Origin of the sequence: Thalassotalea sp. G20_0, from assembly GCF_017744175.1 — a bacterium.
In the GTDB taxonomy this organism is placed as follows: domain Bacteria; phylum Pseudomonadota; class Gammaproteobacteria; order Pseudomonadales; family Endozoicomonadaceae; genus Endozoicomonas.
In genome coordinates, this window is sequence record NZ_JAGHQV010000019.1 from 82,643 (window position 1) to 105,677 (window position 23,035).

Below are 23,035 nucleotides of genomic sequence, written 5' to 3' on the forward strand. Positions count from 1 at the left end.
AAGGTCAAATGACAAACCAACCAGCCTTTATCCGGCAGACTTTCCCTGTTGGGCCTCTGCAATGTAACTGTACGATTATTGGTGATCCGCTCACCCGTAAGGCATTTGTCGTAGATCCCGGTGGCGATCCTGACATTATTATGGCAAAGCTCCGGGATCTGGATTTACAGGTTGTCGCGCTTATCCATACCCATGCTCATCTGGATCATTTCTTGGCCAGTGGCGATATCAAAAAGCAGACCGGTGCGCCCATCTATCTCCATGAGGGGGATAAGTTCCTCTGGGACAACCTTGAAATGCAATGCCGTATGTTCGGTGTTCCTTATAGCCCGGTTCCAGATCCTGATTACTGGTTAAAAGATGATGAAGAACTGCCGTGCTGTGAAGGTGTGGCCATGCACACTCCGGGGCATACGCCCGGTTCCATGTGTTTCTGGTTTGAACAGCCAAAGCTTCTGATCGCAGGGGATACGCTGTTCCGCCGGTCAATTGGGCGAACAGACTTGTGGGGCGGAGACTACAAAGCCATTGAACGATCGATCAAACAAAGACTCTATACGCTGGACGAAGAAGCCATTGTGGTCACCGGACACGGTCCTGATACCACAATAGGTGAAGAAATTCGTGAAAATAGTATTATTCGCGGCTGATTTGCTTAGGAAAACCATTATGTCATTGAAAAGATTATTTGCCGTTGCCACCCTGTTGATGGGGTCTTTGCTGGCAGGCTGTCAGACAACCAATCCCTACACCGGTGAACAACAGGCCAGCAAGTCAACCAAGTATGGCCTTGGTGGTGTTCTGGCGGGTGCTGCTATTGGTGCTATCGCCGATGGTGGTGATGGTGCCCTGAAAGGTGCCCTCATTGGTGGTGCGGCAGGTGCCGGTTATGGCCATTATCTGGATCGACAGGAAAGAGTACTGAGAGCAGAACTGGAGGGAACCGGCGTACAGGTATACCGCCAGGGTGATGAGCTGAAACTGATTATGCCATCCAATATCACTTTCGACTCCGGCAAATCCGATATCAGGTCTGCTTTTTATCCGGTGCTGGGTTCTGTGTCAAAAGTGTTCAGGGAGTACGACCGTAACATGATCGAAGTGGTTGGTTATACCGACAGTACCGGAGGGGATAAGATAAACGTACCTCTCTCCCAGGACCGGGCTGACAGTGTTGCTAACTATATTGCTTTTCAGGGCGTCAGTGGTGACCGCATTGTTGCCTATGGCCGTGGCTCTGCTGACCCTATTGGCAGTAATAAAACCGCTGAAGGTCGTGCCAAAAACCGTCGTGTAGAAATCAACCTTCTTCCCGTCCAGCCGCGATAAAAAAAGAGTCGGAGCTCCCCTGGCGATTGCACAGGGGAGGGTGCGAAAGGTAGAGCGCTTTTTTGAAAACACAAAGGACACGAAGAGCACGAAGTCTTTGAAAAGATGACTTCGGTATGGTGCTCGAATATGCTCAAGTTGTTATAAAACAATAATAAAAAAGTGCCTTTAGATAACAGAAAGTCTGTCATTTTTTGATCTAAGTCAGTTCATAAAGCAAGCAAATGTATCAAAATCCTGCGCCCAAATTCAGATGATCAGAACTTTCTTGGCAACGTTTTTATATTTTTTTTAAAAAACGGCAACTAAAGGTAAACAGGTGCAAAAAGCATTCTCCCTTCTACAAAAAATCGGGCGCTCGCTGATGCTGCCCGTGGCAATTTTGCCCGCTGCCGGTATTCTGCTGGGGGTAGGTAGTGCAAACTTTTCAATCTTTCCTGAACTCCTGAACCATATCATGGCTCAGGCGGGTGGTGCTGTTTTTGGTAATCTGCCTCTGCTGTTTGCTATCGGCGTGGTACTCAGCCTGACAGATAACGATGGTGTTTCTTCTCTGGCAGCGATTGTAGGCTATGTGGTTCTGCTCGCTACCATGGGGGTTATGGCCAACACCCTGGGTATCGAAACCAAATCCATCATGGGTATCGCTTCTATTGATACCGGTGTGTTTGGTGGCATCCTGATGGGTATTCTGGCATCAATCATGTTCAACCGCTTCTATAAAATCCAGCTGCCTGAGTACCTGGGCTTTTTTGCGGGCAAGCGCTTTGTGCCGATTATCACCGCTTTTGCTGCCATCGTGATGGGTGTGGCGCTGAGCTTTATCTGGCCACCAATCGGTAATGCCATTGATGCTTTTGGTAATTACGCAGTTGAAGGTAATCCTGTGACCATGGGCTTTGTCTATGGCTTTATCGAGCGTCTGATGATTCCATTTGGTCTGCACCATATCTGGAACGTACCTTTCCAGTCTCAGATGGGTGAGTTTGTCACTGCTTCTGGCGTTGTGGTGAATGGTGACATTCCACGTTTCTTTGCCGGTGACCCGACTGCAGGCTTCCTGGCGGGTGGCTTCCTGTTCAAAATGTTTGGTCTGCCAGCGGCGGCGATTGCCATGTGGCGCAGTGCGAAAACCGAAAACCAGAAAGTGGTGGGCGGTATTATGCTGTCTGCGGCCCTGACCTCTTTCCTGACCGGTATTACTGAGCCTATCGAGTTCTCCTTCCTGTTTGTTGCGCCAATCCTGTACGGAATTCACGCACTGCTGGCGGGTATCGCGTTTGTGATCACCAACTTCTTCGAAATCAGAATGGGCGGCTCGTTCTCCCACGGTCTGATTGACTATGCCCTGTCATTCAGCATTGGTACCAAACCAGCCATGATTCTGGTGTGGGGCCTGGCTTACGCGGCGCTGTATTACACCGTCTTCACGCTTGCCATCAAGATGTTCAACCTGCGCACACCGGGTCGTGAACAGGAAGCAGAAGCCGCGAATACTGCAGAAGTTGGCAGTGAGCTGGCCAGAAAACTGTTCATCGCTTTTGGTGGTCAGCGCAATATCAAGAGCATTGATGCCTGTATCACCCGTCTGCGCGTCACTGTAGATAAGCCAGAGAGTGTGGATGTTGAAGCCATCAAGGTTCTGGGTGCCACAGCTGTGTTGGTGGTAGGCCAGAATATGCAGGCCATCTTTGGTCCACGTTCTGATCAGATCAAGACCGAGATGAAGGAGCTGATGAAAAGTGGTCAGGCTCCGGAAACCGGCGAACTGGCCCTGGCCTGATAGTTAAGCTCGATAAAAGAGCAGTAAATGATTGTCTTTGCAGCCGTGCCCACGTTTATTGTGGGCACGGTTTTTTTTATTGGCAAGAGGGATAAATTACCGGTTTGTGGTGTCTAATGGTCGGTTAAGAACAAAATTTATGACCTAGAAGTTAAGAGGAGCGATTTCCATGGAGGCAAGAGCCGCAAGTTATGACCTTTGGCCTGCACAGGGCAGGTCTCGTGAGGAGTTAGTTCAAGGGCGTTCTGAGCAAAGAGGCTCAGGTTTTATGCGGCGTATAAAAAGGATTTTCTGTCCGTGCTGTGTGCGTCAGCCAGAAATATATGACCTGGTGGTTCCCGGCCGGGCACCGCTTCGTATAGATCTTCGTAATGAGCCTCAGCTACGTAACCGGCATATAGCTCAACTTGTCTCAGAGTGCATGCCCGAAAACGCTATGGATAATGACCGCCAGCAGATGACCGATGCAGTTATTGAGGGCTTGATGGCGAACATGATCTGGGAAAGGGCCGGTGTCGGCCAACAGGCTTCTGTGGAGGAGAGTAAGCCGGAGTTTGTACGGATTCTTGAATTAAATGTTGTTCCGTTCAATGAGATACCCGAACTACCGGCTGAGATATCCCGGGAAGGGATATCTGAAGAGTGTTGTATTCATTTGCGAAAGTTAAATGATCTTGTTCTCTGTAATAAGCAGACATACAGTTATCAATTCTTAGCAAACTATTACATTAGCAATATTGGCGAGGATCCCGTAGGGAATCCCATAAATTGGCAAGAGGTTTACCGTTTATAAGGTTGGGTAATTTCAGCAGAGGATGATTGGTGAAAAACTATTCTCGGTCAGCCTCCTGGGGACTGACGATCCAATTGCCGATATTGCAGGGCTTCTCCCAGGTGCGGGCTTAGCACCGAGGCACTGCCAGCAAGGTCGGCTATGGTTCTGGCCACTCGTAAAATCCGATGCAGCCCTCGGGTTGATATTTGCAGTTGCGCGGATGCCCTGGTAATCAGCTCTTTCTCCTTTTCACCCAGTGCACAGACTTCAAACAGCTCCGTGGACGACAGTTGGCAGTTGATTTTTCCCTGTCTGGCCTGCTGTTTTTTCCGGGCGTTGATCACCAGCTCTCTCAGCTGTTCTGAACTGGTTTCATCGTTGTTCTGAACAGCAGGCTCCATCATGGTTTGGATAGTCTGGGATGGCACCTCAATCTGAAGGTCAATACGATCCAGTAATGGCCCGGATAATTTGTTTCGGTAGCGTCTGATCTGGTCCGGTGAACACCGGCAGGTTCGCTGACTGTCACCCAGGTAACCACAGGGGCATGGGTTCATGGCACCGACCAGCTGGAATCGGGCCGGAAAACGCTCCTGACCTTTGGCTCTGGTGATGACTACCTCACCGTTTTCCAGGGGCTCTCTGAGTATTTCCAGGGCTGCGCGGGTAAACTCAGGCATTTCATCCAGAAACAGAACACCATGATGGGCAAAAGAGATCTCCCCCGGTTGCGGTATGCTGCCACCGCCCACCAGGGAAACCGATGAAGAGGAGTGGTGCGGTGTGCGAAAAGGGCGCTGCCAGAGGGTGTCCATGGAGCTGGATGTCAGTGAATGTATCGCGGCCACATCAAGGGCTTCGCTCTCTGTCAGCGGTGGCAGCAATCCGGGCAGACGACTGGCCAGCATGGTTTTCCCGGTACCGGGTGGACCAAAGAGGAGCAGGTGGTGCGAGCCGGTAGCCGCAATCAGTAACGCTCTTTTGGCTTGCTCCTGCCCTCGTACATCTGCCAGGTCTGGATAGTTTGTTTTAAAACTGTTTTGGTCGGGTTTTGCCGGTTCAATTGGTGTCTTGTCAAGCAGGAAAGCGCAAACCTCGGGGAGACTGCGGGTGCCAATAATCGTGACACTGCTGACCATGGCGGCAACAGATGCATTCTGCTCAGGAAGAATCAATGCCCTGTTGATGTCTTTGCAGGCTAATGAAGCAGGAAGCACCGCTCGGACAGGGCGAAGGTGGCCAGAAAGCGCCAGCTCACCAAGAAACTCTCTATCCTCAAGAGCCTCACCCGGCAGTTGTCCGGAAGCCACCAGAATGCCCAGGGCAATGGGCAGATCAAATCTTCCGCCCTCTTTTGGAAGGTCGGCCGGGGCTAAATTCACCGTGATGCGACCGTCAGGGAATTCAAAGCCACTATTAATAAGTGCACTGCGTACCCGGTCTTTACTCTCGCGAACTGCCGCTTCCGGCAGGCCGACAATATTCAAACCGGGCAGGCCCTGAGAAAGATGGACTTCTACCGAAACCGCAGGTGCACGGATGCCCTGATTTGCCCGAGTGTAAACCTGCGCCAGTGTTGAAGGCATTGTTATTATTGACCGATTAAACAACGTTAATGGATCAAAGATAGCAGCTTATGAAAGAGTTACTGTGTAATTTGCGTCATTCGAACGTTCAACAATGATAATCAGGAACTTCTTTGCATCGTAATAGTCAGATCGAATTAAAGTTCACATTTAAAGCATCCAGGTAGATAAAAAATAATTCTTTTGAAAGCGTCGAATTATGAATACCGTTGACCGCTGCATTAATGCTTCACCAGCTAAGAAACAAAAAAAAGATACGCAAACAGCTGTGTGCAATCCCTCTGATGATAGAGGCAATCATCGGTTCATCACGTCTTCTGCCTTTACCAATGTCGCTTCAGCCGAAATTGGAGCGGGAGTAATACAGAAGGCATTTTCATCCACTGCGGGGTTACTGAAATCAACAGAGGCAAAACAACCCGGGCTACCTCGCTCTGTTGCTATTCAACCTTCTGCTGACCCTTTTATTGATGGTCCTTCCCGTCCTGTATCTGACCATCAACGTCAGTTGCTTGCCTGTTATTTACAGTTTCCAGATGAAATAACCAGTAAAGAAGAGTTTAACCAAAGGATGAAATTTTCCAGTTGGCTGAATAGAGCCTGGGTGCTTCAACATACCCGGGTAGAGGTTCTGAAGAGTGTGCTGACGGCTGACCTGGTCAACGACTATGAATTGTATCTCCAGGATTTGCCTCCGGCTGCAATCACTGAAGCCCTTGCCCGGGAGTGTCTGAAAAAAAAAATCGGGCTGGAGTGGTTTTATCAAAATCTCCCGGCCCGGTTGAAAACCCGTTCGTTTAATAAATTTTGCCTTCGGATCGGTGCTCTTCCAGTCAATATTGCCTCTGATTATGTCCGGTCAGTTCAGTTTCCTGATCTGGTGGCGACTTGTCCGGATACCCTGAAATATGTAACCCCCGAGCATCAAAATTATCCCCTGTGCCTGGAGGCGATCAAAAAAAATCCCAAATTAATTGAGTTTGTGAATCCTTGTGCGACGTTTTACCCCGAATTATGTTCAATGGCAGTACAGAAATTAAACTTTCTCTGCGACTCTATTTCAGAATCGGTAGCAGATCAGCTGATTGATCAATTGGGAATTACTGATTTGGAGGATATTCCGCAGTCTTTACGTACGTATCAGCGCTGCGTTAAGGCTATCAGGCAAACTGACCTGTTGAATCAGTTTGATTTTATCCCTCGCCAGATATTCCTGGAGCACCCGGAGCTGGCCAATGAGGTTTTTCACCAGCAATGGAGTTCTTCGCTACTGCAGCAATTGCCTGATTCTGCAAAAACAGAAGATTTTTGCCAACGATACCTGGATAAATGGCCTGACTCCATTTCCGGATGCCCCCCATCCCTGATGCGTGCTCATCCTGAATGGGTCGAGCGGGCAATAAGGGCAGGTGCAACTGATTGCTCTTTTCCTGAGTCGTTTAGAACGGTGGACTTCTATCGGTGCGTACTGAGAATCTCCCCCTCTAACTGCTCTGTGCCAGAAAAAAAATTTCAGGATCATCCCGATCTTCTGTTCCTGGCGGCCAGCAGTGGCTTATACTCCCTGAAAAAAATTCCAGCTCCGTTAAGAACCATGGATGTCTGTTGTTTGGCCCTTGAGGCTACCGAGCCAAATTCAAAAATCATCAAGCATGTGCCTGAATCCCTTCGCCACCAGCTACCTTATGATTTATTGCTGGCCGTTGCCCCTCAATATCTCCCACAGGACATTCGCCAGGCAATGGTAGCCAGGGGGGATACCTGTATGCCATTGTCCTGCCGACAACGGGGCAAGCCGATAATGCATCGATACATTTTGCTGGAACCGCTGGAGCCGCGACCTTTTGATGAACTCAAGTTTTCCAGCAGTATATTTTTGCAGAAAGCCTTATTAAGCAGTGCTCCGTTTACCCTGCGCAACCTTGCCATGGGGCATGCGCTACAGAAAACCATTGAACAGCACTGTTGCCAGCAGAAACAGAGACTGCACCAGGCGCAGTTGCCAGTAATAACGAAGCCGTTATCCGCGAATTGTACTGTTTATGGGGGACGGGCGTTAATGATGAACACCCGTACGAAGATATCCCGCATGAAATTTCTGCGCTGCGGGGAGCCATTGAAAGATTTTTTCCGGGAAGAGGCAGTCCACAGTTTTGTCTGGAACCACCGTCGGCTTGGGGGATCGCTGAAAAGTGAAGTACCGAGGCCTGTCGGGTTGAAGCTGGTACCGGTTGAACTGATGCCTGAAGACATTTTTGCCGACTTTCGTTCAAGGCTGGAAACGGTGGCGTTGGGCAGCCGGTGTTGTTATCTGATGTATCAATTCACTACACGCAATCAGGATTACAGCACACTGGCTCATCAGAAAGACCCTGACGGTAACAGCACCCGCGCAGAGCAGGGCTTGATTAACGCCAGTTATGACTTGGGGGTGTGGAGCAGCCTGGGCGCTGTGCACACTTCCACGATCCGGGCGTACCATTCGTTTAAAGATAAGCGCCGAGAGCTGTTTCTCTGTTTTATGTTTAACCATGCCCGGGCATTTCCTGGAGCATTAACTGCCTGGGACAGCAAGGCTACTGATGAATCAGATTGGGGTTACTCCGGTTTAAGGGATATTGGCGATATGGAATTTTACCCCGGAATCACCAGCTATTTTGATGCCGCAGATACTACTGCTTTTATGCCACCGGGCTTTGATCAGCGTGCAGCATTCATGAACGCTTTTTGTGAAAATATGGTGGCAGCGGTGCTTCATTACGCCAGAATGCACCGGGATGACTCAGATTACCATTATAAGGATGCCAAAGGCCGGGCAAAACTCGGTGCTTTTATTGATCAGGCCATCGGGGCCTTTTTATCCGGTCTGGTTGGCAGGTCGGTGAAAACCGCAGAGTATTTTGAATCGCCGGAAATCTTTCAGCAATGGCTGGAAAAAACCACAGCGGAAACCACATTATGGACTGCCCGGCAGAATCTGAATTCTGATTGTTTTGCCCGCAGTATTAATGAAAACAGGTGTTATCCACGGGAAGTCTATCCGGATCAGAAAATTGATTATCGCCGACACCAATATCCAGAGGATTTCACCAGTAATGGCTGGGATAACTTAGGGAATAATCATGGTCAGTTTGGGTTGACATTGCTGATTCGGGGCCTTTATCAGGTTGCTGCGGTGCTGGCTGTTGAGCTCGGTGGTGGCCATTGAAGCGGTTTATGGCCTTGTTGAGCTGAGCATTATCGGGCATGATCTGCCAGAAGGAAACAACCAAACCGGTGACCTGAAAACTGGAGACCTGAATGGTGCGGCTGCACGGGCTGAAGCAAAATTTCCAAATACTGTTTTCTGTTTGCAAACGGCTCCTTTCCAGCCAACTCCCGTTTGCCGTCAACCCGAACAGAATCAGGCTGTCCGAATCCGTTTTAGGAACCACAGCCAGCAGGTAGCCTTCTTGATTGAAACCTACTTTTGTGACGGAAAATTCGATGCGTTGCCTGACCCACTCACCGGCGGGTTCAGCGCAAAGTTCACCAACAGGTTTACGCTGATAGATATCCGTATGGCCCGCAGGATCGTTAAACACAATGGTTTCACCGTTGGGACTGATTTTTGTCACGGACTCAGCCGGGAATGTCTCTGCCTGGCCCCATATTCCGGACGCCGCCTTGCGCCAGATTGTTACGATCGCCCACTCCCATTGTCTGATGAATTCACAGGGGTCCGCAGAAAAATGAATCGTACCACCGCCGTATTCGTCCTTCTCCTGAACAGCGGGCAGCCATTGGTCGTCAGTATTTAATTCCCAGATATCCAAACTATATTCAGAGTTGAAGATCAGAAGCTGACCATCGGGGCTGAAATTGGGTTTAAGATAGTACCAATCAAATCGGTGCTTGCAGGTTTTAATAATTCTCTTTTTTTCACGCCACTGCCCTTCCGGATCAAGGGCCACAATGATGGCAAAGAAATAATCTCGCTCAATATCATCTTCATCAACATGATCATCGTCAAAATATATGACAAAATGGCGGTTGTCCGGGCTGAATAACACTTTCAGAGGAAACTCACACAGGATCATTTCCTCCGCGTTGGATGTGAGTTTCAGGTCTTCAGCACGATCTTCAACCGTAATATTGCCCGTTTGTGACCAGGATTCATCGTCTGCCTGGCTCATTATCGTAAAGTATGCTTCATCATAAAGCACAAGATGTTTGCTGTCGGCACTGAACAGCAAATTACGATTATGAGGTGTATCAATGTTGCCTCTATTGACCCACTGGCCATCAGCACCATGACCGAGAATAGCACCCGTGTACCACGAGTTAAAACAGACCACTGACCTGGCATCAGGTGACAGGTATATCTTACTCATATGCTTGTCATTATGTTGAGGAAAAACGTCACCCGTTGTCAGTTGCTGTTGCTCAACCCACTCACCATTCCTGCATTCATAAACAGACAGTAAATGCTCTTCGCCGCTCCAGTAAGGGTAGCGATAAAGTTCCGACCACGTACCGGTTACCGATTGCGGGACAAATAAAATATGGTCGGCATGCTGATGACCAAACCAGGCAAAATTATCGTGTTTGATTTCAGCTTTCCTGACCAAGTGACCATGCTCCAGAGCCAGAATATCACTGTAATTATCCGCCTTCCTCTTGATGAGGGTGGGAATATGATTACCCAATAGTTTATACGAATAGGGTTTAAAATTTATGCTGCCACTGGGTATAAGGTTCAGTGCAGTCCCCTCAAGAATCTGCTGGCGCAAATGGTTGGCATAAAATGAGTAAAAAGCCGGGCCCAGTTGCGCAGGGAAGTGTCGAACAGAAAATATGGACAACGTCCTGAGGTACTCAAGGAGTTGCTGACTGGACTGAATGATTGCCCGGTACGAAGACTGCCTTTGCCTGGTCAGGGAGAGGAAGTAATGGACCTCCGCCAGGCCGCATGACCGCAGACGATCGCCCGTTGTCGGCGATGCTTGCCCAAAATTATTGATATCGCTGATTGATAAATAGCTGGCGATTTTGGCGAGCACTTCCTGGGGGACGCGAACCCACCGGTGATCAAAGCGAGCCATATCACGGACGACTTCAGGCTTGATTTCATTGCCCGCTGTATCGACATCGGTACTGGTCTTTAACCCTGCTGCAGGTAGCATAATGTTAACCCCCCAAGGTGACTCAGGCTGTTCAGGAAAAATAGCAACAATCGCAACATCCCGGGATTAAATATCGACAGAGCCACTACGGAGAAGCTGCATTTGTGGGTATCAACTTCTGCCCGGAATCTTGAGTAATTAATGATCAGCGCTTTGCTGGTTATCGTTGCTGCTGTCTTCCGGCACTTCTTGTTCTGCTTTAAATGCTTCCATCTCTTTTTCCAGCGCTTCAAGGCGCTCACGGGTGTGCTTCAGAACAGCAACCTGGGTATCAAACTCATCACGGGTGACCAGCTCCAGTTTTGACAGGGCACTGCCCACCAGTGCCTTGATATTTTTTTCGATATCTTCCCGGGTCTGGCTTTTGTCACCGTTAAAGAGTTCACCGGCTTTGGCGGCGATAGTATTAATTAGGGCGGCTTTATCGATCATGGTTATCGCTTGGCTGATGGTCAGAAAAGAGAAGGATACCGCAATAACAGCAAGGTAACGATCCGGAACTTATTATTGCTCAAATAAAGCCGTAATCTTTCCGGGTTTGATCACAATAAAGTCATTATCGTCAACGCCATGCTGCTGTTTGGCGAGCTGCAAATCTTCCGGTGGTTGCAACATTGGCTCATTGGTTAGCATAAAGCTGCCCCAGTGCATTGCCAGCGACAGGCGTGAGCCAACATCGTTGTGGATATGCACGGCTTCTTCCGGATTGACATGGATCTCTTTCATAAACCAGCGTGGCTCGTAGGCACCAATCGGCACCATGGCCATATCCATGTAGCCGAAGTGCTCCCCAATGGCTTTAAAATCTGAACTGTAGCCAGTATCCCCGGCAAAATAAAAGCGTTTACCCGGTTCAGCTGCTTCCGCCGCCGCTTCAAATACCCAGCCACACCAGAGCGTTCGATCCGGAAATATTGAACGGCCACTGAAGTGCTGACAAGGCACTGCCGTGTATGTCCAGCCGCGATGGGTATGGGATTCCCACCAGTCCAGTTCGACCCAGTTAGCTATACCATGTTTGCTGAACCATTGGCCTAAACCCAGGGGCAGCATAAACAGGGGGGGATTGTCTTTTTGCTTTTTCTGAATGGCCAATACTGAGTTTCGATCGAGATGGTCGTAGTGGTCGTGAGAAATCACCACCACATCCACATGGGGCAGGGCAGCAATATCGATCGCCGGTGGCGAGTAACGCCTGGGGCCAGCCCACTGTACAGGAGACGCTCGTTCAGAAAAGTGTGGGTCGGTAATGATATTCATACCCTGGTGGCGAATTAAAAAGGTCGCATGACCAATCCAGCTGGTCAGGGATTTATCGGAATTCGCAAAGACTGAATAATCATCCTCAACCACCGGAATAGAAACCTTCTCTGGCAGGGCCTCAGTGATTTTCCATTTCAAGATGTTCCATAACGAGCGATGATGCATTTGCATAGCATCGTTATTGCGAAAGCCGCCATTCGGCAGATGATGTTTTTTTGAGCGATTCACCGCAGCTACCCATGTTATTTTGTTAATCAATTTAGCGCGGAGCAACACCCCGGACAAATTTAGGTATCACCGCACGGCCATAACTTTGTTTGCTGACAATGTTTAAATCGTCATCAAACACAAAATAGTCCATGCCTTCCCAATGAAACGATTGGCCAAACCGAAGTTTGATCAATGTGGCAATCAATTTTTTGGTAAACGACATGCCTTTTACTGGTAGCATATCGTGCTGGCAATACCAGGCAAAACTGGCGGTTTTCTTTTGCTCATCAATCAGCATGCTTTTTTCAATAAAAGTCAGTTTGCCGTACACGCCGCTGAAGGCAAAGTGAATGGCTTTACGCACCTGCTGTTTGCCACGGGCAGTATGGCCATTCATCTCCCGAAATTCACACTCATCGGCAAAATAGCTCATGACCTCATCCAGACGCTGATTGGAAAACGCATCATTAAAGGTGTGCAGTACATTGCGTATATCATTTGCCATCGGTATTTTTCCCAGCCTTATTATTTGCCAGTAGGATTTATCACATGCCGCCGGTTTGGTAAAGGCACTTTGCCGTCCGGCGCTGATTGGGCGTATCCCCGGGTAAGATACGCTCAGACTCATCTACTCAACTCGAAAAAATAACCAAAAAACCGGGGGTGAATACTGTGAAAAATGTGATTATCACTGACGATAGTAGTGATTTTTCTTATATGTGAGCAATCAATACAGATACTAAACGACAAGTGACAAACACTACTGATAAAATGGCCAAGCCTTTTCAGTGGACTGGCCTAGGAGGCTGTCCGAGAATAGCGCCCGTAGCGAGGATGGCAGAAAATTGAGGATAAAAATTCCGTTTTGTGAGGTGAATAGCGGGGCTATTTGCCGAACAAAACGGAATTTTTAGACCAATTTGCTGCCACCGCAGTAGGGCAGTCTATTCTCGGACAGCCTCCTAGGTCCGACTATTACCAGACTCTGTTTGTATAAACTCTTCTGCACCAAGTCTGGCTGGCAGGATTTATTGGTCTGTGCGCTGTTCTGGTGCGTAATTTTTGGGTAAGAGTAAGTTTTTAGTGCGTCAAATGCGTGCGTACCCTGTTTCGGTACTTGTTTGAGTCCATGAAACCTTCAATCATGCCCATTTATGGTGATAGCTGAAAACTGGCACAGAGCCTGCTTGGACAGGAGTAACCATTCAACCAGTGCCGGGCAGGATGCCTGAAATCAAGACTGGCAGGGTTGGTTTTTCCTTTTACAGGCCCGGGAAATAAAACAGACGGTTGTAACACAAAGGGAAAAGCGTAGACTTTGGAAGCTGTCGCATCCAGGTCACCCCTTCCGGATGAATATTAAGTAGAGCCAGGAGAATAATGCATGAAGTTAGTATCAGCCATTATCAAGCCATTCAAGCTTGATGACGTGCGGGAAGCGCTTTCTGATATCGGCGTTCAGGGTATTACTGTGACGGAGGTCAAGGGCTTTGGTCGCCAGAAAGGCCATACCGAACTGTATCGCGGTGCCGAGTATGTTGTGGACTTTCTGCCAAAGGTAAAGATTGAAGTGGCTATCTCGGATGACCTGCTGGATCAGGTGATTGAAGCAGTTTCCAATGCCGCCAATACCGGCAAAATCGGTGACGGAAAAATATTCGTGACCTCTCTGGAGCAGGCTATTCGGATCCGTACCGGGGAGACTGGCATCGACGCTATTTAAGTGTCAGTCAAAGGCATGACTCATCAGCAGCCACTGATGACATCGCCGAGCAGTATCAGTGATATACAGCCTTGAGCTAAATGCAGCCTTGAGCTAAATGCAGCCTTGAGCTAAATGCAGCCCTGAGCTAAATGCAGCCCTGAGCTGAAAAAAAGATAAAAAAGATGTGAATTTTACTGGGAGGGGTCCCGTGGAAGATATAACTCAGCTGTCGTATGCGCTCGACACTTTTTATTTCCTGATGTGTGGTGCACTGGTCATGTGGATGGCCGCTGGCTTTGCCATGCTGGAAGCCGGTCTGGTGCGCTCAAAGAACACCGTTGAAATTCTGACCAAGAATATTGCCCTGTTTGCCATTGCCTGCACCATGTACCTGCTCTGTGGTTATCAGATCATGTATCCGGGGGCTAACGAAGGCGGCATCATGCCTCTGTTCGGCACACTGCTGGGCACTGAGAACAGCATCGAGTCGGTGCTTGGTGGTGGTGAAGATGCACCTTACTACTCTCTGCGTTCTGACTTCTTCTTCCAGGTGGTCTTCGTAGCTACTGCCATGTCCATTGTTTCCGGTGCCGTTGCTGAGCGTATGAAACTGTGGGCCTTCCTGCTGTTTGCGGTCTTTATGACGGGCTTCATCTATCCGGTACAGGGCTTCTGGAAATGGGGCGGTGGCTTCCTGAATGAAGCTGGCTTCCAGGATTTTGCCGGTTCCGGAGTAGTTCACATGGCGGGTGCTTCTGCTGCTTTGGCTGGTGTGCTGCTGCTGGGTGCCCGGAAAGGCAAGTACGCGTCCAACGGTGCTGTTAATGCCATGCCTGGTGCTAACCTGCCACTGGCTACTCTGGGTACCTTTATCCTCTGGTTGGGTTGGTTCGGTTTCAACGGCGGCTCTCAGTTGAAGATTGCCGATGTGGAAAATGCTAACGCTGTTGCCCAGATTTTTGTCAACACCAATGCAGGTGCCGCCGGTGGTGTTATTGCTGCACTGATCGTTGCCAGACTGTTGTTTGGTAAGGCTGATCTGACTATGGCTCTGAACGGTGCCCTGGCTGGACTGGTTGCCATTACCGCAGAACCGCTGACGCCAACTGCCCTGGGTGCAACGCTGATCGGTGCTGTTGGTGGTGCCCTGGTTGTCTTCTCTATCCTGGCGCTGGACAAACTGCGTATTGATGATCCGGTGGGTGCCATCTCTGTTCACGGTGTTGTGGGTATCTGGGGTCTGCTGGCGGTACCTCTGACCAACAGCGACGCTACCCTGGGTGCTCAGCTGTTGGGTATTGGCAGTATCTTCGCCTGGGTGTTTGGTGCTTCCCTGGTAGTCTGGGGTGTGATCAAGGTAATCATGGGTCTGCGTATCTCCGAAGAAGAAGAGTACGAAGGCGCTGACCTTACTGAGTGTGGTATGGAAGCGTATCCGGAGTTCACCAGCAAGTCTTGAGACATGTAAGAACTGATATCAAACAACTACGTTGACAAATGTGTCGGTTGATGAATAAGTTGTAAATCAACCGCATGAAAATAAAAACAGCATAAAGTGAAAAGTTTTTTTCACCATAACTTGTAAACTAACGACTCTGCTCTAACCTGATATCAGGTTGCCAGAGTCGTTCAGTTATGAAACCACGCAAGCTTGGAAAGTCTACCAAAAAACACATCTATGGCTTCAATAGCATAAAGTCGGAAAAGCACTTCAGAGTTGAGTCGGGCAACGAGGTTGGTGCTTGTTACCACCTCGAATATCCAAGTTCTGTCGCTGCCTTTGAAGCCTAACCCCTTGGATATCAATATCAGGAATATCGTCGCAAAGCCAAGTGCACGCCTGATTTCAAACTTACATTGAAGACCTGATACCTGATATCGCAGTTGAGCTTCAGGACCCAAAGCACCCAAGCTGGTTAACAATATGGCGCTGGCACAAACAGTACGTTCAGGCAAACTATTCAATCTTAGGCTTGTATCCTGCTAACCGTAAAAAAGGAAATAGAAAAAGTCGCCTGAAAAAAGAAGTCGATGAATGTATACAAAAAGCCATTACCTATTATCAAAATGAGTTCCCTCCTGACGCAAAGGATGCATACGATCATCTGGAAGAGTGCATCGTTGAAGCCAATAGCATTCGTCACGAAGATGATAAGCTGGTTATACTCAGCTACAGAAGTTTTCTTTTCATTTCGTGACCCTGATTTTATTGTTCTGATTAAATTGAGAAAGAATATTCTTGAAGATAAATAGTATATATATGATTCGTTCGAGTTTTTATCGTTATTATCAGCTCTTTATGTTGTTGGTCTTTACTTTTGTTTCTGTGCTCTTACCGGTTATCAATTGCCGCGCCGATGGATGTCTGAATCATGAAGGCTCAGGAGCAGAGACTGAATGTAACCCACCAACCGATTTATCGGAGTCGAAAAGCAAGGCAGAATCGACACGTACGTATTCTTTTGTGGGCATTGAACATAAAGGATTCTTTATAAAAGGCTCCGTCCCCAGAGAGAGGGCCATTGAGCTGGCAGGTGAAGGGGTTCAATTCGTGCCAGCAAAGTCACCGGAACGTGTACGTTGCGCCTTGCTGGTAGTGAACATTGAGATGGATGCTGCCTTTAAAATTCCATTGTATTACTTAATGGGATGGAATTATCCCGAAGCTATCTGGATGCTGGAAATTCGCAAGGGCTCCTACCTGGCCATCAAGGCCCATACTGATTCATGGATAATGAAATATGTTCTCGCATATTCCGACCAATATAATACCTCTTACGGTTCAATGACACTGGACAAAGAGGGCAGTAAGGTGACTGTTTCTGTCCGCTCAGAAGAGAATCTTGTATTTTCAGCCACCCTCAGCGAAGCGAAGCGGAACAACGATGTATCGCTAATAGAGAACTTATGGACAAAAAACGAAAATGGTGACTACTACAGGATCCCCTGGGGAACTGCCAAACCTGCTGAAGCATATAGCATGACATCCCTGGTGTTAGACAGCCTTGGGAAGAGAATATTTGGAGACGTCATCTGGGATGATAATGCGACCTATTACCTGAAACGTAAACATGAATGCTCCATGGCCATTCCCGATAAAGGCTCTTTTCGAATTCCGAACTGCTGGAATATCCTTTACTGATAAAATTAGTCATCACCAGTATAGAGCATGAATATAGGCCGAATTTCAGATCTCATCAGTAATGAAACCTGCTTTGAAATGATCCGTGAGAACCGCTGGCCGGATGGCACTGTTCGTTGCCTACACTGTGACTCCGAGAATATCAAAATTTACCTTTGCGCTCCTTGCTCAAGCGCAGCTAAGTTGCCCTATACGCGGGTTGTCAGATGCTCTAAGCCATGATCTATCAAACTGGCATAAACCAAAGCTTAACTGGCTTGTTGCAGGCGTTTTTTGCCTGTCAGGCCATGCTCTTTCATGCAGGCCTTCCAGGCTTCATAACTCAGAAAAGTCACTCCAACGTATGGCTGGAGTATACGCAGCCATTTTTGGGGATATTTGAGTGCCCTCAAGTAGTCCAGGGCATTCCCTGTCATCGTGTACGCCCGAAAAGGGTGCAGAAGGCTTAGAAAATTCTCCCGGCTTTTGCTACCCGTGGTGGCATACCGGGCAAACGACTCATTACAGATGATGGTACAGTAACCATTTTGCCCTTGATGCCTTGCCCCTGTATCGTCTGTCTGAATGTAGCTTGAGCAACGAAGGCCTGTGACCAGAATCTCATCCTTCTCACTTTGAAACTGCTCATTCCCTTTAGTGATCAGGTTGCTCAGTTCCCCCGGCGAGATGGAGAGGCCAATATCCCAGAGCCATTCCAGCAGCTGCGGTTGGGTAACACCACAACCGAAATACTGGTGAAAAATGTGGGCTTGCAATGTCGGGCCGTAATGGTGCCCGTGCAAATTCGCCGTAGGCCTGGCAGTGACTGTTTTCCCGTCCGGTGTTATCCATTGATCAAGCAAATATTCGACACTGGTTGCCTTGATCACCAGATCTTGTACATAGAATGGGGTAGTGCCATTCCAGACAGACCCCGGAGGAACATCACAGGCCGGGACACGTATGCTCTTTTCAGGAGGTGGCTTTGGGGGTTGATTGCGTTGATTGCGAGTACTTTCATCCGGTTTGCTGACCTTATGTTTTGGAACACCATCCGGGCCAGCTTCATCGCCTTGACCGGTTGCCGGTGGAGTACCGGGAGGGCCGTCTGAGTCATCAGGGGGCTTGGTATCAGGTTTGATGTCAGGCTTGGGAGGCAGCTTTTTAAGACGGCGGGTTTCAGCCTCAAGGACTTCGACTTTCTCCTGTAGCTGAGTGATCTGCTCTTGCTGCTGAACGCTTTGTGCCTGCAGCCTGGCAATCAACTTCTTCTGGAGAACGTTCTCTTTCTGGGACAGAGCCAATGCTTTCTGTGACAAAGCCAGCGACTCCTTGAGCAATGTGTTGTGCTGCTGGAGCTGAGCGAGATAATCCAAGACTTTTTGGCCTGGATGGTCATGCTGGGCACTGGTTACAGGAAAAGGAAAACTCATGGTGGGAAAGGATAGACCAGAGCCGTGTATTTTGCTTTATGTCAGCACTTTCTGAGAGCTTACGGCTTGACCCCGTTTTTTTTTGACCCCGGTTTTTTTGCTCTCAGAGGCTGTTTTAAAACTACTTAAGCCTTCGTAGAATTATTCGAATCATGCATATATAAACGTAGGCTTCTGAACTCCTTGCCAGCTGTTCATAGTCTTTAGATAAACGTCTGGAACCTTCAAACCAGCCAAAGGTTCTCTCCACAACCCAGCGCCTGGCTTGAATGACAAACTTTCCCCGTGGGCGTTTTGTGGTTTCAAGTTCCCTTTTGGGTTTGAAGCGATAAAACCACTCTTCAAGGTAACCCCGGTAGCCACAATCAGCCCAGACTTTCCGGATGTTTTTAAAGTATTTCTTAAGGTGAGCCAGTATGAACTGTCCTGCAAAACTATCACTCAATGCGGCAGCGTGCACCCATACCACCAGAATCAGGCCAAGAGTATCAACAGCTATGTGACGTTTTCTGCCTTTTATTTTCTTTCCGCCATCATAGCCTCGATCCCCCCTTTTACCGAGGTTTTAACGGATTGGGAGTCAATGCTTGCGGCTGTTGGTTGTGGCTCTTTGCCCGCCTGAATTCGCACCTGGTCACGAAGTGCATCATGCACCTTCTTCCATGTGCCATCATTTTTCCAAATTCGGAAATAGGTGTAGACAGTACTCCATGGTGGAAAGTCAGAAGGCAGCATTCGCCACTGACAGCCTGTTTTAGTGAGATAGAATATGGCATTCAATATCAGACGATAACTCCAGTCACGTGGTCGACCATTTTTTGGAGTATCATAGCCAGGGTCAGGGAATAGAGGCTTGAGGGTTGCCCACTCGTCATCGGTCAGGTCGGATGGATACATAATTATCCTCCTTCTTCAGCTAATCAGACACTGTAGTTATAGACGACTTTGAGTTTTTACACTGAGTTAATGGTCAGTAACTTTTACAACAGTCTCTTACTGGTATCACGACTGAAGGTGATGGCAAAAAACTGGGGGCAGGTCTTTAATCTTGAAACCAACGTCAAAAATCAAGACCTAATGAAATGGTCCGCTCCGCTCCCAAAATGGCTTCAAATGAGCCGGGATAGTTCTCATCCAAAAACACAGCCAATTGAAAATGTTAGAAATTTATGCTGAAAAATAATTATGGTTGAAAAGGTGTTTTCGCTTATCACGCTGCCAATACCGGCTTGCGACTAAATCTGGCCATACCCTCCAGGGTCTCAACCCCACAAAGGACAGCGCATAAGGCGATATTGAGGATATCAATAAAGGTACATTAAGTAGTTAGTTCTCGTCCAAAAACGCATCGGGCAATCATAATCGGACTGTACGTACGTTTTAATATTTCCTGAATTCCAGAGAGCCGGAAAAACTCTTCCCTTTTTTTCTCTAATCTGGGACGGATATTGGAGGAAAAACGCAAAAAGCAGGCAGAAAACATCCTCCCACCATGCTGGAAAGGTACTTTCATGTAGTATGGAGGTGGCTATCAGGATGGTTCCGGGTGCCTGGCCAGAATCACCAGGTTGTAACAGACCACCGATAACCAGCAATGAGAGTCAAAACCCTCAGAACCCTTGCAGTGGCAACGTGATAGCCCCGGATTTATTGCGTTCCGGCATTGTGTACAATACTCCATATATCCATAAACAAATCATTTTCGCCTTCTGAATTATCTTCATATTTTCCATACCTCTCTTCTGCTATTTTTATGGCAGGTTTGGGGTCTGCTCCATGATCTAAAAGGCATCTGGCGATTTTATAAAACTCTTTCAAATCCTCATCATTTAATAAACAGTCTGAAATACGAAACATTACTAATCTTAAAGGCGTAATCGGTTGTATAAACCCGTTTGGATCGTCCTGATCTGTGGAGTGCCTGTAACTTGGATCGGCTCCTCTGTTCAAACAGTCTTCAACTCTTTCAAAATCATGATAACTTACCGCCTCCATTAATTCTTCGTCAACGGCTCTCTTCTGACTTGCTATCCGCACAAAGCCTGGTTCCGAGGTCAGTAATACAGTGTCAGAACTGCTCGTTGCAATGTGTGTAGTCGCGGATGCTACCGGAAACCCTGAATTGAATGTTGCTAAAGAATGATCATTTGATGAAGTTGTTTCTGTGCTACCAGCAGTGGTGCTTTCGGCATCACTGCCTGTATTCGATGGGGCCAACCTAACCGTAAAGGTAAACGAACTGCCATCTTCACTACTGCTATATGGCCTGCTTGAACTGGGCATGATCCTCGAGCTATCAAGCTCAGCTTGGTCATTGATTCCGGGGTATGGAGAAGGAGGGGCCGCGTAAGGAGGAATAGTCGGGTAAAGTTGGGGACGAGTGGCGGGTGCTACGGCACCTGGTGGCAGAAAATCAACTCTTCTCGTGTGATCCGGATTAGAAGGGTTACCGGGAACATATGGCATATGTTGCCTGGTGGGATCATGTGGGTTCAAGGTGAATCCCGAGTATGTCACCTGGCCTGAATAGCCGGAATCCGCAGATGATTGCCGTGCATCTGATGGGGAAAAAGGCTGTTGTGACTGTGAATATGATCCCTGCCGGTTATTAACAGAATATGTATATTGACCTTTAGTGTTCATAACTCAAACCTTTGTGAATTATTTATTCTTCAAGTCAACAAAATAGACAAAAAACATCGACAGGCTGTTTTTTATTTTATGAAATATCCGGGTCAAGCGCTCTCATCAACAGGCTTGGCCACAGCAATCAGGAAAAAACAGAAACCCATATCATTGGGTTCCCCCCGGGTTGCCCGGGGAGAAACCGCAAAAAGCTGGGGTCATATATGGTCCGCCCCGCTTTGCAAGGATAAGTTTTCCATCATGACTAAAGAGTAATGCTTCCATTCTCTTAATAAAGAGACCGGCCTTTGGGGTGAGGTCACAATGCCTCTGGCCCTGATGGAATCCGCTCACTCATCAGGTCTTCGGCCTCTATGGGCCCTGACCCCGGTCAGGTTCAAGGGAGTGCAGGTCTTACCTTTTATGCCATCATTTGAACTTTATCCGCGCAACTCGTTGCAGGCTTCTTACACTGATTAACCGCTTTTGCTTTTCTTGTCTAACGACAAATGTTTAATAGCTTGATGCCGATGCTCATGCTGCTGCCTTGTAGGGTTCTTTCTTGGTTAACACAGCCCAGGCAATGCGAGCGTTTTTATTGGCAACAGCCACTGCTGATATATTCTTGCCCCTGCGCTGATCAAGCTCTTTAATCCAATTATTACGTCGATCGTCGTGTTTGTCGGCTACCCTGACACAGGGGGTCAGCCTCCTTACTGCATCTACATGGGAACGGATTAACAACTCTCAGCTAATGACCGCTAAAGATCAGGGAATTGAGAAAGGACGCACTGTGGCCATTGACAGCACAGTCACCGAATCCGATATCAAACCACCTTGCGACAGTGATCTTTTAGCCTGTTCCGTTAAAGAAATTTGTCGGCTGCTTGAACGACGACAAACACTGACAGCGATGCCTCTTTATGAATATACCCATCACAACCGAGCCGTAAAAGATGCGGCCAGAAAATGCATCTAAGCTGGCAAAGAAGAACGGCATCAGCATTATAAAAAACTGCTGCTGTTGACCCGAAAATTCCGGAAGGTGCTTATCGAGGCAACTTTCAAGCTTGCAGGCACCCGTCAGCGGGGGCAGCGTCTCCTGGCGGATGATGCCGAAAAATGGCAGGCTGATGTGGATCACCTGTTGCCCCTGGTGGATGCAATAGTCTCTCAGACAGAGCGCAGGGTCTTGAAGGGTGAAAAGGTGCCAGCCCGGGAGAAAGTGGTTAGCCTGTATGAACCCCATACAGATATCATCGTAAAAGACCGGCGGCAAGTGCAGTATGGCCATAAACTGAACCTGGTTCAGGGAAAAAGTCGATTGATCCCGGATCTGGTTATCGAGGAAGGTAATCCAGCGGATTCTGACCGATTCATTCCGATGATGGAAAGACAAAAAGAACTTTATGGAGTTGACCGCGAAACTACCCCGCCAGCCCCTTTTGATTCACTTAATCGTATTGGTACGATTGTAAGCTATAAGGTGGCATTGGTATAACAGGCTACTCGACTATAACGGAACTATTTGCTGATAATATGATCAAAGTTTGTAAACTGATTAGTAGCCATTTTTTTTCAAGCCAGGTTGTAAGGTTTACTTAGTGCCTGTCAGAAAACCCATGAATAATCCGACTCAACAGGCACTGACAAAATTTTTTTGAAGACAAAACAGGCCGCTCATGCCAGTCGCCTCCTTTTTTGATCAAAACTTAATCATTTCCCCGTTTTTCGGGTGTCCGTAATCTTCACCCAACGATGATCGTTTGTTTTCTGGTACGCTTCTCCGTTCAGGCTGCTTTTTTGACAGCCTGACTGGATTGCTTTTGCAGTATAGTTCCCAAGCGGTGAAGATTGGTTCCTAAAACCGCCAGGCCAACATACCGACGATAACCGTCAATCCCTGAGTCCGGGCATCGGTCCAGCCCGTGCTGCTCAAGTGCATTAATGTCGGACTCTACCGCGGAATGCTTCTTCATTGCCCTGACAAACTCAGGGTGTCGTTCACGCTTCCGATCTTGTTCAGACCATCGCCCCTTT

19 protein-coding genes and 1 pseudogene are annotated in these 23,035 nt (G+C 48.1%); 11 read left to right on the forward strand and 9 right to left on the reverse strand.

Annotated features, from left to right (window positions below; genetic code table 11):
- Positions 1-8: 8 nt before the first annotated feature.
- The 4 genes from J7438_RS13080 to J7438_RS13095 all read left to right on the forward strand — a co-directional run bounded on the left by J7438_RS13080 (position 9) and on the right by J7438_RS13095 (position 3,905).
- Complete coding sequence (locus tag J7438_RS13080) at positions 9-650, forward strand: MBL fold metallo-hydrolase (RefSeq protein ID WP_209276886.1); 642 nt, start codon at positions 9-11, stop codon at positions 648-650.
- A 19-nt stretch (positions 651-669) separates the two neighbouring features.
- Complete coding sequence (locus J7438_RS13085) at positions 670-1,329, forward strand: YiaD family glycine zipper/OmpA-like lipoprotein (RefSeq protein ID WP_209276887.1); 660 nt, start codon at positions 670-672, stop codon at positions 1,327-1,329.
- Between the two features lie 319 nt (positions 1,330-1,648).
- Positions 1,649-3,112 carry a PTS glucose transporter subunit IIBC gene (gene ptsG, locus J7438_RS13090; protein ID WP_209276888.1) on the forward strand — a complete coding sequence of 488 codons (1,464 nt, stop codon included), beginning with the start codon at positions 1,649-1,651 and terminating at the stop codon, positions 3,110-3,112.
- Between the two features lie 436 nt (positions 3,113-3,548).
- Positions 3,549-3,905, forward strand: a complete 357-nt coding sequence (locus J7438_RS13095) for a hypothetical protein (RefSeq protein WP_209201903.1) — start codon at positions 3,549-3,551, stop codon at positions 3,903-3,905.
- Positions 3,906-3,952: 47 nt separating this feature from the next.
- Here J7438_RS13095 and J7438_RS13100 read toward each other — a convergent pair whose 3' ends face one another.
- Positions 3,953-5,473: a YifB family Mg chelatase-like AAA ATPase gene (locus J7438_RS13100; protein WP_209276889.1), complete on the reverse strand. Its 1,521-nt coding sequence runs from the start codon at positions 5,471-5,473 to the stop codon at positions 3,953-3,955.
- A 199-nt stretch (positions 5,474-5,672) separates the two neighbouring features.
- On the opposite strand from J7438_RS13100, the gene J7438_RS13105 reads away from it, so the two are divergent.
- A complete protein-coding gene (locus J7438_RS13105) occupies positions 5,673-8,681 on the forward strand; it encodes a hypothetical protein (protein WP_209276890.1) in 3,009 nt (1,002 codons plus the stop codon).
- 2,095 nt (positions 8,682-10,776) lie between these two features.
- On the opposite strand, the gene J7438_RS13110 is transcribed toward J7438_RS13105, so the two are convergent.
- The 3 genes from J7438_RS13110 to J7438_RS13120 all read right to left on the reverse strand — a co-directional run bounded on the left by J7438_RS13110 (position 10,777) and on the right by J7438_RS13120 (position 12,616).
- The gene (locus J7438_RS13110; protein ID WP_209276891.1) at positions 10,777-11,070 is read right to left on the reverse strand and encodes an accessory factor UbiK family protein; all 294 of its coding nucleotides are present in this window, start codon (positions 11,068-11,070) and stop codon (positions 10,777-10,779) included.
- A 72-nt stretch (positions 11,071-11,142) separates the two neighbouring features.
- Entirely contained in the window at positions 11,143-12,129 is a 987-nt protein-coding gene (locus J7438_RS13115) for an MBL fold metallo-hydrolase (RefSeq protein WP_209276892.1), read from the reverse strand.
- 31 nt (positions 12,130-12,160) lie between these two features.
- A complete protein-coding gene (locus tag J7438_RS13120; RefSeq protein WP_209276893.1) occupies positions 12,161-12,616 on the reverse strand; it encodes a YybH family protein in 456 nt (151 codons plus the stop codon).
- 879 nt (positions 12,617-13,495) lie between these two features.
- On the opposite strand from J7438_RS13120, the gene glnK reads away from it, so the two are divergent.
- Both glnK and J7438_RS13130 read left to right on the forward strand, forming a co-directional pair.
- On the forward strand, positions 13,496-13,834 hold the full coding sequence (gene glnK, locus J7438_RS13125) for a P-II family nitrogen regulator (protein ID WP_101744935.1): 339 nt from the start codon (positions 13,496-13,498) through the stop codon (positions 13,832-13,834).
- A gap of 241 nt (positions 13,835-14,075) precedes the next feature.
- A complete protein-coding gene (locus tag J7438_RS13130; RefSeq protein ID WP_503003908.1) occupies positions 14,076-15,275 on the forward strand; it encodes an ammonium transporter in 1,200 nt (399 codons plus the stop codon).
- A gap of 170 nt (positions 15,276-15,445) precedes the next feature.
- Here J7438_RS13130 and J7438_RS13135 read toward each other — a convergent pair whose 3' ends face one another.
- Entirely contained in the window at positions 15,446-15,781 is a 336-nt protein-coding gene (locus J7438_RS13135; RefSeq protein ID WP_209276895.1) for a hypothetical protein, read from the reverse strand.
- Between the two features lie 8 nt (positions 15,782-15,789).
- Here J7438_RS13135 and J7438_RS13140 point away from each other — a divergent pair, with 8 nt between their 5' ends.
- Together J7438_RS13140 and J7438_RS13145 are read left to right on the forward strand one after the other, a co-directional pair.
- The gene (locus tag J7438_RS13140; RefSeq protein ID WP_209276896.1) at positions 15,790-16,014 is read left to right on the forward strand and encodes a hypothetical protein; all 225 of its coding nucleotides are present in this window, start codon (positions 15,790-15,792) and stop codon (positions 16,012-16,014) included.
- A gap of 62 nt (positions 16,015-16,076) precedes the next feature.
- Positions 16,077-16,958: a hypothetical protein gene (locus J7438_RS13145; RefSeq protein WP_209276897.1), complete on the forward strand. Its 882-nt coding sequence runs from the start codon at positions 16,077-16,079 to the stop codon at positions 16,956-16,958.
- A 248-nt stretch (positions 16,959-17,206) separates the two neighbouring features.
- On the opposite strand, the gene J7438_RS13150 is transcribed toward J7438_RS13145, so the two are convergent.
- From J7438_RS13150 to J7438_RS13160, 3 genes are all read right to left on the reverse strand, one after another.
- Positions 17,207-18,313, reverse strand: a complete 1,107-nt coding sequence (locus tag J7438_RS13150) for a transposase (RefSeq protein ID WP_209276898.1) — start codon at positions 18,311-18,313, stop codon at positions 17,207-17,209.
- A gap of 178 nt (positions 18,314-18,491) precedes the next feature.
- A protein-coding gene (locus tag J7438_RS13155; RefSeq protein ID WP_286196564.1) for an IS5 family transposase occupies positions 18,492-19,267 on the reverse strand; the annotation gives its coding sequence in 2 pieces (ribosomal slippage) (positions 18,492-18,928 and positions 18,928-19,267; 777 coding nt in all).
- Positions 19,268-20,017: 750 nt separating this feature from the next.
- A complete protein-coding gene (locus J7438_RS13160; protein WP_209200464.1) occupies positions 20,018-20,653 on the reverse strand; it encodes a hypothetical protein in 636 nt (211 codons plus the stop codon).
- A 1,096-nt stretch (positions 20,654-21,749) separates the two neighbouring features.
- Between J7438_RS13160 and J7438_RS13165 the strand changes: the two genes are divergently transcribed.
- Together J7438_RS13165 and J7438_RS13170 are read left to right on the forward strand one after the other, a co-directional pair.
- On the forward strand, positions 21,750-21,974 hold the full coding sequence (locus J7438_RS13165; protein WP_209276899.1) for a hypothetical protein: 225 nt from the start codon (positions 21,750-21,752) through the stop codon (positions 21,972-21,974).
- Between the two features lie 45 nt (positions 21,975-22,019).
- Positions 22,020-22,496 carry a hypothetical protein gene (locus J7438_RS13170; protein ID WP_209276900.1) on the forward strand — a complete coding sequence of 159 codons (477 nt, stop codon included), beginning with the start codon at positions 22,020-22,022 and terminating at the stop codon, positions 22,494-22,496.
- Positions 22,497-22,785: 289 nt separating this feature from the next.
- Here the strand turns inward: J7438_RS13170 and J7438_RS13175 are convergent.
- Positions 22,786-23,035, reverse strand: a pseudogene (locus J7438_RS13175) (ISNCY family transposase); the annotation flags it as partial.